The organism is Pseudoalteromonas sp. N1230-9 (assembly GCF_032716425.1).
In the GTDB taxonomy this organism is placed as follows: Bacteria; Pseudomonadota; Gammaproteobacteria; order Enterobacterales; family Alteromonadaceae; genus Pseudoalteromonas.
This window is the reverse complement of sequence record NZ_CP090419.1, coordinates 2,233,403-2,246,675: the sequence shown is the minus strand read 5'-3', so window position 1 is coordinate 2,246,675 and position 13,273 is coordinate 2,233,403. Positions and strand designations below refer to the sequence as shown.

The following is a 13,273-nucleotide window of genomic DNA, read 5'->3' as shown; positions in this document are numbered from 1 at the left end:
CAAGGTGAAGTTTATTCAACCCAATCATTGGCAGCCCAAAGGGATTGACGATCTTGAGCCAAATGCTTGGCAAGCACTAAGACGACGAGAGTCCACAAGCGTGATCGCTGGCCCTGGAGCCGGAAAAACAGAGTTTTTAGCGCAAAAGGCTGCATATCTACTTGAGACAGGCCTATGTCCACCAAACAAAAAAATTCTGGCCATTTCATTTAAGACTGACGCAGCAAAAAATCTCGCAGATAGAGTTAAAGAGCGTTGTCCAGAAGAACTTAGTAATCGATTTATTTCGATTACTTTTGACGCTTTCACTAAAAGTTTAGTGGACCGATTTCGCATGGCCTTGCCCGAGCGTTATCGTCCATCAAAGCGATATGAAATCTCTTTTCCAACTTTTCGCCAAGAGAAGCAACTTATTAGTAGTTTCAAAAATAATTTTAGCAATGCTGTGGGTATCTATAGTTTTACGCAAAGACTCCAAAACATGAATCTGTTCATTGGTAGTGTGCAAATAGGTGATCCTAATTTGACATGGTTGGAAGAACAGTTTTTAGCTTTTTGGCTAAGTCAACAAATATATTACGCTGACGGTATATCTAGAGTGTCATTTCTGGCACTAAACCGATTAGCTGAGTGCATTGTTCGCAATAACGATCATGTTCGCAGATCTATTAGAGCATCATACCCTATTGTCTTTGTGGATGAGTTCCAAGATACCACGTTTGCTCAATATGATTTTCTATCCTCTGTTTTTAAGTCAAGTACAGCTGAAGTCACAGCTGTAGGAGATTACAAGCAAAGGATAATGGGTTGGGCCGGTGCTAGGGGGGATGCGTTTCATCAATTCGAGGCCGACTTTTCGGCACACCGATATTCTCTTCTCCTTAATCATCGTTCTTCACCTGAATTAGTCAGGATACAACATGTTATTGCACAAGCTATTGACCAAGAGGTGAGAGAGGTTCAGACAAGCAATGGCAATTTAGTTTCTGGTGATGCTGCTTGGATTTGTTGTAGTTACAATATAAATCAAGAGGCGGCTCATTTGGCTCAATGGATAGCAAATGATATACAAGGCAGGTCATTGAATCCAAGAAACTATTCGATTCTGGTACGTCAAAAACCAGAGGATTATGAACAACCGCTATCTTATTATCTCGCTCAACATGGATTGAGTTTACGAAATGAGAGTGTGAAGATAGGTCAAACTACATTACAGGATTTGCTTGCTGAGGAATTGACCACTTTGTTCGCTACCCTGCTAAGGCTGGGACTTGGCTGTCGAAATGCACGAGCGTGGAATCAATTATCATCAGATATACAGATTCTTCGTAATACGAACCAGGAAGATGAAAAAGCACTTCGACAGGTTGAACTTGAACTAACAAAGTTTATTTCTACATTACGGATGCTAATGCGACAGCCTCTGACTTCGATAAAGGGTCGCGATGTATTTAAGCGAACTATAAAATTTATTAACTCAGACGATCTTCGCAGCTCCTTTTCTCGTTACGCTACAGGAGATTTGCTTGAAATAAACTTGGCAGCACTTGAAGAGTTTTTTACAAGCTGTATTGATACTCAGATCTCTTGGGTAGGTTTGCTAGATGAGTTTGAAGGCACGAACCATATTCCGCTTATGACTATACATAAAAGCAAGGGGCTTGAATTCGATACAACCATTTTCATGGGGATCGATGACAACGCTTGGTGGTCCTATAGGCAAGGTGATACGGAAGGACTATCGACATTTTTTGTAGCACTGTCTCGCGCGAAACAAAGGGCTATTTTTTCCTATTGTCAGGAAAGGGGGCAACGAATCAAAGTCGCAGATTTTTATGTGTTGTTGGCGACTGCTGGTGTTCAAGAGTATGTGCTTCCACCACATGTAGTGGCATAGTGAATTTGTCCACCCATTTGAGGTTTTATAATACCTTTGCTAATTCGTTAACTGCTAATAATTAAGTGAAAGCTGTAACTCATTTATGTTCAGAAACGAGTTAGAGAGAACGTCCGATTTAAGTTTCTAGCAGCCTGTTAGATGAAGTCTAAACCTTTTCATCAATTGTAAGCTCAGATATGAGCTGATTCGACTTAAAATTTAAATAGCCCTAATTGAGGCTCAATAAGTTGCTTAAAGCTGTAGCCAACAAAAGGTAAGATAGCCTCAGCAATAGGCTTAAGCTGTTTATCTACATAGTGTTGATAGTCAATAGAGCTTTCCAAAAATTCTTTTGGTTCTGGGCCATTGACTGTTATTAAATACTCGATACTGCCTCGGTTTTGGTACTGCAGCGGTCGTCCTAATTGGGCGTTTTTTTCATCAGCTATCCGTGCAGCACGAACTTGAGGTGGGACATTTTTTTCGTACTCATGCAATCGTCTACGTAACCGCTTCTCATAAGTCAGCATGTGATCAAATTCGCCCATTTGGGTTCGTTCAACTATGTTTCTCACATAATCACATGGATTTTGGTTATGAAATACCATCATATAAAGGTTTTTCTGAAACTCTTGAGCGAGAAGCGTCCAGTCTGAACGAGCGCTTTCAAGACCTTTAAAGACAATTTGCTCATCTTTCCCTTTACTTACTAATCCAGCATAACGCTTTTTTGACCCAGTTTCTGAGCCGCGAATCGTTGGCATCAAAAATTTACGGTAATGTGTTTCATACTCTAACTCCAAAAATGAGTTAGTCCCAAAACGCTGCTTTAACTCTTGTTTCCACCAAGCATTTATTTTTTCAATTAGCTTCTTGCCAATATTATCAGCTTGTCGATCAGAATAGGCTCTATTAAGAGCGACAAAAATTGAGTCAGTATCGCCGTAGATAACCTCGTAGCCTTGCTCTTCTATCAGTCGCTTAGTAGTTTTCATTATTTCGTGCCCGCGCATAGTAATACTTGAAGCCAAACGAGTATCAAAGAAGCGGCAGCCTGAAGAGCCCAACACACCATAGAAGGAGTTCATAATAATTTTTAAAGCTTGAGAAAAAGCATGTTCATTACTTTTCTTTGCTTGGTCACGAGCTTGCCAAATATCTTTTACCATTTGAGGTAAAAAATGCTTTGTTCTATGAAACTGTCCACCACGGAACCCCTCGATAGCACTATCTTTTGTATTGCCTACAGGTAGTCTTAGCCCTTCTATGAGTCCAACCGGATCTATAAGGAATGAACGAATAATTGCAGGGTAAAGGCTCTTATAGTCAAGAACTATAACTGAATCATATAGTCCAGGAATGGAGTCCATAACATACCCCCCTGGTGAAGCAGTCCAACCTTCTGGATTCATATTTGGAGCTATATAACCCGCACGATGTAGTTGTGGTAGGTATAGGTTAGTGAATGCAGCGACCGAGCCACCGACGCGATCTAATTCAAGACCGGTCAAGCAGGAACGTTCTATTGCAAAATCTAACAGCTGGGTTTTATCAAAGATTTTATTGACCAAAATACAGTCTTGTAAATTGTAAGTTGCGAGTAAAGGCTTGTCCGAGCGAAACATTTCATTTATCTCTTCCATTCGATCATTTTTGTTTCGAATAATCTTGCCTTCACCTAACAAGTCTTGTGAGACGAATTCGAGAGACCAGGAGCGGAAATGGTAGGTCGCTGTTTTGAGCATATCTATTCCATCGATTACAACTCGTCCTGGGATTGTAATAAAGCCTTTTTGGTTATTACCTGAACGAAAAAATGCATTGCTGTTATTTCGACCAATGGTCAGTGATAATTTATTATGTAAGGCGCGCTGGTCTAACAGGCGAAAGTCGAAATCTATAATGTTCCAGCCAATGATGACATCAGGATCGAATAGCTGAAACCATTTGTTGAGCGCGAGCAAAAGAGATGATTCATCTGTTACCCAATGAATAGGTGTCTCCGCGGGCTCAGGTTGGCCAATCATAATTACTCGGCTATCCCTTTCACAATCCAGCCCAATAGAATAGAGAGCCCCATTCTCTGAACACTCAACATCAAGAGATACAACACACAGGTTTGGTTTGAAATGTCCAGGACGACATTTGTAGGCAGAAATAAAGCTGTGATCACGATGTATGACTTGATGCCCTATAAACTCAATACTTCCATTAATAAACCTTTCCATCAAATATCTGTCAGCAAGGCGAATATCACTTTCGTAAACAACGATGCTGTTCTGCTCAAGGATTTTGACAGCTTTATTCGCATCCCGAATAGTCGAGAAGTAACAAGCTGCAACAGAGTAATCTTGAAACGTTTTCAGAGGTAAAGATTTTATTTCAAACTTGATGCTTTGATAAATGAATAATGTCCTAGATCTTTGGACATCGCTAATTTCGATAAAAAAGGTTGGGCGCTCTCCCTCAATTTCAAGCTTTACAGGCCCGTGAAAAGTTGAAATCCAAAGTTCGATAACTGTTCTGTCGCCTTTGTCTTTTGCATGCCGGGTTAAAATAAAACCATCATTGATGTTCAATCGACTTCCTGAATTACTTTGAAATGTATTTCTACCTTGATGATGATATCAAAAATCCTTGGAGAAAAGGGGAATTTTAATAACGGGTAATTAGAGGATATAACTTATTAATCCAACTAACTTGGCACTTCCTAGACTTTTGTGAATATTCTACTGCCCTATAAGTTTTTAATATGAATTGAATTAAGGTCAACAAATTCTCTAAATTTACTCTAGTTTTACAAATTTTAGCAGTCATTCGACTTAGTAATAAATGAGTCACCGTTGACTCCTTATCATTAGCACCACGGACATCCGGACTTAGCAATTAAGTTTATGTATAGTTTGGTATTTTTCTTTTTAATAGTTCTAAAGTCAACAAATTCCCTACGGATAAGAATGTTATTGAGTTTGATTTCAGTGTGCTGCATGAGCGTGCTGAGGCGCTAGGTGTTGAACTGCCCTTAGGTCGTAACAATGAAAAAATGCAGTTAAGGGTCGGCAATTTCACGCGTGTCACAGTCCCAGGCAGAGTTGTTATTGATGGTATTGATACGCTCAAAAATGCCACGTATCACTATGATAGTTTTAGCTTAGCTAATGTAGCCAGTATTGAGCTTGGTGAAGAAAAGCTAATTAGTACGGATAACCGGTTAGATGAGATTGTTCGTCAATTTAACGAGGATAAGCTTTCTCTTGCAGCATACAATCGACAAGATTGTATTTTAGTACAGCGTATTTTCAAAAAATTAAAGTTACTCGAATTTGCTGCCGTTCGCAGTCAGATGACAGGTCTTGAACTTGAAAGGATGGGCGGCTCTGTCGCTGCCTTTACCAACCTTTACCTCCCTTTATTACACCGTAGTGGCTATGTGGCACCGAATTTGGGTGATCATGGCTTAAGCTTTGACAGCCCTGGTGGCTATGTTATGAACTCTGAACCAGGGTTATATAAAAATATTGTGGTGCTTGATTATAAAAGTCTTTACCCGTCAATAATGCGTACTTTTTGCATTGACCCTTTAGGTCTAGTCGAGGGACTAAAGCAACCAGAATTAGCGATTGAAGGGTTTAATCAAGCCTTGTTTTCAAGAACGAAGCACCATTTACCTAAATTAATTCGCCAATTAGCCACAACCCGACAAGTTGCTAAAGATAACAATCAACCGATGCTTTCGCAGGCCATTAAAATCATTATGAATAGTTTATATGGCGTATTAGGCTCTAAAGGTTGCCGGTTTTACGATCCGCGTTTATCAAGTTCGATTACCTTACGCGGGCATGAGATCATGCAGACAACAAAGCAATGGATTGAGCAGTGGGGCTACCAAGTTATTTATGGTGATACAGATTCGACATTTGTTAAGCTAGATGATGAATTAAATCCTGCCAGTTGTCATGAAATAGGTATTGAACTTGCTACGAAAATTAATGCGCGATGGCACGCAGAGCTTGAAAAAAATTATAATATAACCAGCTACTTAGAAATTGAATATGAAACCCACTATAGCCCATTTTTTATGCCAACAATACGTGGTAAAGCAACGGGCTCAAAAAAGCGCTATGTAGGTAAGATAGATAAAAATGGCGCCACGCACTTAGTGTTCAAAGGAATGGAGACAGTGCGCAGTGATTGGACGGAGTTAGCTCATAAATTTCAAGTTGAGTTGTTTGAAATATTATTTAGCGACTCATACAGTCAAGAGTTAATCATACAAACATTTGATAAGTATGTAAAAAAGCTCTATAACGGCGAATACGATGAGCTGCTTATTTATCGTAAACGTTTAGGTCAACATTTAACTGATTACCAAAAAAATATCCCTCCTCATGTTAAAGCTGCAAAGCAATACCTAGCTGACAACCCTCACCGTGAAATTAAGCGCGGACAAACTATTGAATATGTGTACACCGCACAGGGGGCTGAATTTTATATCGGCAACCATCAATATGATTATTCTGTTTATGTAAATAAGCAATTATTGCCAATTGCTGAAATGATTGTTGGTAATTTAGTTGCAAAATTTGCGTCAATTGAAGACAAGCAAATACAGCTTTTCTAGTTATTTTTGGTGAATTGTTGGTTGTAAGTACTGATTTTACTGGTCGCTTGTTTTTTGAGCGAAAAAGTAAGGTTGTTACAGTATAAATTCATTTTATTAAATAAATGTAAATAAAGTGCTGGAAATTTATTTTTATTTGTTTATTATTCTCTGGCCAAATCAAGTTTGGGTAACAAAAAATAAACATAATTATACTAATTATAACCACTATTGGTGGTCCAGGGAGAATCAAATGTTAAATAATCAAGTTTCAAAAGCGGTGCGCCTTGCGCTTGCTTTTGGCGTTGCTTCTACTTCGACAGGTTTTTCTATGGCTGCAAATGCAGCCGATGACGGTGTTGAAAAAGTTGAGCGCATCCAAGTAACAGGTTCACGTATCAAACGTACAGATCTTGAGACGGTTAGTCCTGTTACTGTAATGACTGCTGAAGAGATTAAATTGAGCGGTTTCTCTCGTGTTGAGGATGTATTAAACCAATTACCACAAATTGAAGCTGCGCAAAGTTCATTTCTTGCGAATGGCGCAACGGGTACCGCAACCGTTGACCTTCGTGGTCTTGGCTCAAACAGAACATTGGTATTGATCAATGGCCGCCGTATGCAGGCTGGTAGTATTACATCTCAGGTTCCTGATATTAACCAAATTCCAGCATCATTAGTTAAGCGTGTTGACGTACTAACTGGTGGTGCGGCGGCAGTTTATGGTGCTGATGCTGTTGCGGGTGTTGTTAACTTTGTGATGAACGATGAGTTTGATGGTATCTCATTCAACATGGGAGCATCAGGCTATCAACATAATAATGATAATGGGTATATTCAAGGCCTGATGGATGACCAAGGCTATGATTATGAAACGGGCAATACGGGAATCGATGGGAAGTCATATAGCTTAGATTTAACGGTGGGTAGTGGGTTTGACTCAGGTAAAGGCCATGCAGTTGGTTACGTAACTTACAACCGTCAAACAGAGCTGTTGCAGGGTAGCCGCGACTATTCGTCATGTGCTTTAAATGGTGCGGGTAACGTGTGTGGTGGTTCAGCAAATACACCAAACCCACACTTTGATATCTTCCCTGTAGTTGATGGCGAAGTGGATTATACACAAGAGTTTTGGGGCTATCTAAACCCAAATGGTCAGGGTTTTATTGAAGATGATGGCTATCGTTATAACTATGCGCCTGTGAATCACTTCTTACGCCCAAATGAGCGCTTTACATTAGGTAGCTTCATTGATTATGAAATCAATGAGCACTTTAGACCATACCTAGAGTTCTCATTTATGCACAATAGAACAGCTGGTCAAATCGCTGAGTCGGGGACGTTCTTTAACGAAGAGTTTTTAATGGATTACAACAACCCATTATTGTCGGACTTACAAAAACAGCAGTTGCAAGAGCTTTTTGGTCAAACAGGAAGTGATCAATTTGTTGCTTATATCGGTAAACGTAATGTTGAAGGTGGCCCGCGTGCAGATAACCTAGAGCATACTTCATATCGTATCCTAACGGGTATGGAAGGTGAGATTAACGATAACTGGACATATGATGTTAGCTATAACTACTCTGCAACAACATCGAGCTCAGTGTATAAAAATGATTTATTAGCACCAAAAATTGGTCCACGTGTTGGCGCTGTTGGTACGTCATGTGAAGAAGCAGATGGTTGTCTTTACTATAATGTATTTGAACTAGATGGCGTAACACCTGAGCAAGCAGCGCAGCTAGCAGGTGTTGGTACGCAAACTGGTTTAGTAACACAAACAATTTATAGTGGTTATGTATCAGGTGAGCTTGATTTGACTCTACCAAGTGCATCTTTGCCTATTGCAGCTGTATTTGGTGTGGAACGCCGTGAGCAAGAATATGAGCGTACATCAGATACGGTTTATGAAGAAGGTCAGCTATTAGGTCAAGGTGGTCCATCACCAAGCTTATATGGCTCGATTGATGTAAATGAAGTGTACGGTGAGCTGCAAATTCCAGTGCTAGATGAGTTTAATATTTCAACGGCTGCACGTTGGTCTGATTACTCAACAACAGGTTCAGATACAACTTACTCAATTGGTGGTGATTATACGCTAGCCGATGCGTATAAGTTCCGTGCAAGCTTTGCAAAAGCGGTTCGTGCTCCTAATGTTGGTGAGCTATTCGCAGCACAAAGCATCAGCCTTTGGAGTGGTAGTGACGGTTGTGCAAGTGACAGCCCTGCATATGATTCAGCGCAGTGTGCGAACACGGGCGTAACTGGTTCACAATATGGTGCCGTTACTGCATCGCCTGCAGGTCAATACAATCAATTTGCTGGTGGTAATCCAAACCTAAAACCGGAAGAAGCTGAAACCATTACGATTGGTTTAGTTGCAAACCCATTTGATAACTTCAACTTCTCTGTTGACTATTTCCAAATTGAAATGGAAAAAGTAGTGGGTGTTGTGGGTGCTGAGCGCATCTTAAATAACTGTGCTACAACCGGTGATGCTTTCTTCTGTGATAATATTCAACGAAGTGCATCAGGTAGCCTATGGTTAGGCCAAGATGGTTATGTTGTAAACTTAAGTGACAACATTGGTGGTCGTACGTGGGAAGGTGTTGATTTAACAGCTGCTTACACAATGGAGCTTAACGAAGCAACATTGAAATTTGATATTAATGGTTATTACAGCATCAAAAAAGAAGTGGAGCCAATCCTAGGTGATGAGTCACTGGCTTATGATTGTTCTGGTAATGTAAGTACGGACTGTTTTGCATCACCAAAATGGCGTCACACTGCGAATGTAAATTATATTGCAGGTGATTGGCGAGTAGGCCTTAAATGGCGTTACTACGGTGGCGTAGACTATGAAGGTGATGCAGATACATCATTAATTGAAAATGGTGGTATTGATTCTTACAACTTCATCGACCTTTCAGGTAATTACTCAGTCAATGAGCATGTAACGCTGACAGGTGGTATTAATAATATCTTTGATAAAGAGCCACCTATGGTTGGTAACACTATTTCGTCAAACGCGAATACAGTGGCCGGCTACTATGACACTTTAGGTCGTTTTGTACATATGAGTGTTAACCTTAAGTTCTAATGAACTGTTAATATTTTTCCCTACTAAGGCCAAGACATTATGTTTTGGCCTTTTTCTTTGTTGCATTAATTGTTTGTTTTTAGATCATAAAACGTAGTTTCAGTTTTTTGAGGAGCTTTTTAGCGACTCGCGCTTCCTAAAGTCAATCATACAAACCTTCTCATAATTCCAAAAATAACAATAATATCAGACGCGACGAGCTACTTATTTTTTTGTAATCGTTTAGGTTGTACACTGAGTAGATTACCAGAAAGTATCCCTTCTATGGCAAAGCTTATATGGAATGTGTAGCTGACAACTCTCATTGTCAAATTAAGCTTAGAAAAATAAGTATATATCCCAATTTATGTAAGTAATTACTAAAGTAGTTACAGTTTCAGTCTGAAGTCTTGTTCTAACGCATTGAAGTTGTTGCTTTAAATGTGGTTAAGAAAACGGCTCTGTTAAGAAGTTGCCAAATAAAACCTGATAAGTTAAATAATTATTAATATCTTGTTTATTTAATTTTTTTATTGTCAATTTAAACTTAAACGCTAAATTTTATGTTTGTATACAAAGTATAGTAAAAAGTAAATTTTTTGGTTTTTAATTAAGGAACTGTAAATAAAGGGCTGGATATTTTGTTTTTTTTGTTTATTATTCGTTTGTCGTAGTTCTATACGATGTAAATAATAAACAAGTAATAAACAAGTTTATGCAATATATAGCCACAGTAATAGTGGTCCAGGGAGAATCAAATGTTAAATAATCAAGTTTCAAAGGCGGTTCGTTTAGCTATCGCTTTTGGTGCAGCTTCAACAGCTGCGTTTTCAGCGTCGACAATTGCTGCGGAAGATGAAAGCGCAGAAAGTGTTGAACGAATTCAGGTTACAGGGTCTCGCATTAAAAGAACAGATATGGAAACGCCTGTTCCAGTTACTGTCATCGGTCGTAGCGATATCGTTCAAATGGGCGCGTTAAACGTTGCTGATGTTCTTAACCAGACTCCAGTTGCAATCGCAGGATCAGACCAATCTAACTCATCATTCAGTACTACAAGTGTTGGTTTGAATACGACCTCTCTTCGTAATCTAGGCGAATCTAGAACCTTAGTGTTAGTTAATGGTCGTCGATTTGTTTCTGGTGTTTCGCCTTCATCTGGTTATGCAGTGGATCTAAATGCTATACCAGCTTCTATGATTGAGCGTATCGAAATTCTAAAAAGCGCTTCATCAGCTATTTATGGTTCAGACGCTGTAGCAGGTGTTGTTAACATTATCACTCGTGATAATGTTGAAGGTATTGAGTTCAATGCTCAAACAGGTATTTCATCTGAAAGCGATCGTGAAAAGTACACAGTAAATATTACGTCTGGTAATAGCTGGGGAACTGGTAGTGTAACTGTAGCATTAGGCTATGATGACGATAAAGGTCTTAAGTCATCTGACAGAGACTTTTCAGAATTCGATGAAGCAATTCTTTTAGATGAAAACGGCAACGAATACGTTGATAAGGTTTTCTCTTCATACCCACCACAAGGCCGTGTAGGTGGTTATAATGCGGATGGTACTCCGTATACAGGTATCGGTGGTGGCCAAGCGTTCAACCGTGCTTCTGCTCGACAACTAGTAACTCCGCTTGAGCGTAAATATGCAGCAATGAATATCAAGCAAGAGATAAATGATGATATTCAATATTTTGCAGAAGTTAACTGGAATTCATCTAAAACTTACGATTCAACAATTGAACCAACACCATTCACAACTGACGATGTTTTCCTACCTTCACGTGGTGGCGTAGGTGGTATCTCTATGAGCAACCCTTTGGTTCCAGAGCTATTACGCCAGAACCTACTTGCTGATGGTTATACAATGGATGATAACATCCCTGCATTAGTTCGTCGTATGGTTGAATTTGGAGCACGCTCAACAGATCTAGAACGAGATACAATCCGAATTGCAACAGGTGTAGATTGGGCTATTAACGACTCATGGTCTCTGAACAGCTATGTTTCTTGGGGTAAAACAGATCAACGCCAAGAAAACGGTGGTCAAGTTAACGTAGAAAGAGCAGCGAAAGCATTCGATGTTATCAGAAATGCGGATGGTGATTTGCAGTGTGCTGACGAGCTAGCTGTTCTTCAAGGTTGTGTACCTTTAGACTTATTTGGTGCAGGAACTATCTCACAAGACGCTGTTGATTATGTAAAAGTGCCAGCAAAAACAGCAGGTCAAACAGAACAGTTTATTTTCTCAACTTCTTTAGTTGGTGAGTTACCTTTAGAGCTTCCTGGTGGCTTTGCAGGCATGGCAATGGGTTACGAACATCGTTTAGAGAAAGGTTCTTATAGCCCAGGTGATTTAGCGCAAACAGGTGCATCTAGTACTAATAAAGCAGATCCAACAAATGGTAGCTATTATTCAAATGATATCTATATTGAGACTATCCTTCCTGTACTAGATAACTTAGAAGTAGATTTAGCTGCTCGTTATGCGGATCATGAAATTGTTGGTGGCCAGACTACATGGAATGCTGGCGTGCAATACTCTCCAATTGAGACATTAAAACTGCGTGCTTCTGCAGCGACAGCTGTTCGTACACCAAATATCGCAGATTTATTTGGCGGTCGTGGTGAGACTTTTGCTAATGTAACTGATCCATGTAGTGGTGTTACAGCTTCAGATACAGGTAATGTTGCGACGAACTGTCTATCAATTCCTGAAGTTGCAGCACGTGTAGCGGCTAATGGTTCTTTTGAGCTTACTCAAATCGAAGCTCAAAGCACAGGTGGTACTGTCGGTGGTAACCCTGATGTTAAAGAGGAAACTGCAGATACATACAGCCTAGGTTTCGTTTGGCAAGTAACTGACAACCTATCTATGACTGTTGACTACTACGATATTTCAGTTGAAGATGCGATTTCAACTACGAGCCGTACTACAGTACTGAATCGTTGTTTCGATGTTGCCCCAGGTGAGTTTGATGCTTCTTGTCAAGGTAATGCACTTCGAGATGGTAATGGTGCTCTAACTGAAGTACATTCAGGTACAAGTAATGAAAACGACATCGAAACTTCTGGTATTGACCTTGAGCTAGCCTATAAGCTAGATACCGATATGGGTACGTTTGGAGCGAACTTACTTTGGAACCATTTACGTAAATATGATGTGACTGGTATCGAAAGTGGTGAAACAATTGAGTATGCAGGTCAAGTATTTACACCTGATAACCGCGCAAACTTAAACTTAACATACCTTCTTGATGACTTAAGTGTTTCGTGGCGTATGCGCTACTGGGATCGTTCAGTAGATAGTGTTGATGGTGGTAACTTCAACTACACTGACTTTACACCATTAGATAAGTATAACCATTTCCCGTCAGTGGTTTATCATGATCTTTCTGGCTCTTATGCAATTTCTGATAACACAGATATTACACTAACAGTTCGAAACTTATTTGATAAGCAACCTCCAGTTGCTAACCAAAGCTCATCTAGCGGCGGTACAGGTATCAATACAGTATCTGAAGCATATGACGTAACTGGTCAATACTTCCAGTTAAGCTTTACTACTAAGTTTTAATTTTAAATCTTAGTTACCTAAAACGGCTTTATTAACTTTAATAAAGCCGTTTTCTATTGCACATTTACAGCTCAATCACACTTCAATTCAAAGCTCTGAACAAACAAAAATTGAGTATTTAAATTACACTGCTA

The 13,273-nt window shown here is 39.6% G+C and carries 4 protein-coding genes and 1 pseudogene; 4 read left to right on the top strand and 1 reads right to left on the bottom strand.

The features are described from left to right. Positions 1-4 precede the first annotated feature (4 nt). On the top strand, positions 5-1,897 hold the full coding sequence (locus LY624_RS10430) for an ATP-dependent helicase (RefSeq protein WP_341802936.1): 1,893 nt from the start codon (positions 5-7) through the stop codon (positions 1,895-1,897). 194 nt (positions 1,898-2,091) lie between these two features. Here the strand turns inward: LY624_RS10430 and LY624_RS10425 are convergent, their stop codons facing one another. Continuing rightward, positions 2,092-4,458: a DNA polymerase II gene (locus LY624_RS10425; RefSeq protein WP_341802935.1), complete on the bottom strand. Its 2,367-nt coding sequence runs from the start codon at positions 4,456-4,458 to the stop codon at positions 2,092-2,094. A 377-nt stretch (positions 4,459-4,835) separates the two neighbouring features. Between LY624_RS10425 and LY624_RS10420 the strand changes: the two are divergent. The 3 genes and pseudogenes from LY624_RS10420 to LY624_RS10410 all read left to right on the top strand — a co-directional run. Then, positions 4,836-6,500 (top strand): annotated as a pseudogene (locus tag LY624_RS10420) (DNA polymerase II); the annotation flags it as partial. Between the two features lie 232 nt (positions 6,501-6,732). Continuing rightward, positions 6,733-9,579, top strand: coding sequence for a TonB-dependent receptor (locus tag LY624_RS10415; RefSeq protein WP_341802934.1), 2,847 nt, complete (start codon positions 6,733-6,735; stop codon positions 9,577-9,579). Positions 9,580-10,316: 737 nt separating this feature from the next. Then, positions 10,317-13,139 (top strand): TonB-dependent receptor domain-containing protein, encoded by a 2,823-nt coding sequence (locus LY624_RS10410; RefSeq protein WP_130150207.1) that lies wholly within the window; start codon positions 10,317-10,319, stop codon positions 13,137-13,139. The last annotated feature ends 134 nt before the right edge of the window (positions 13,140-13,273 follow it).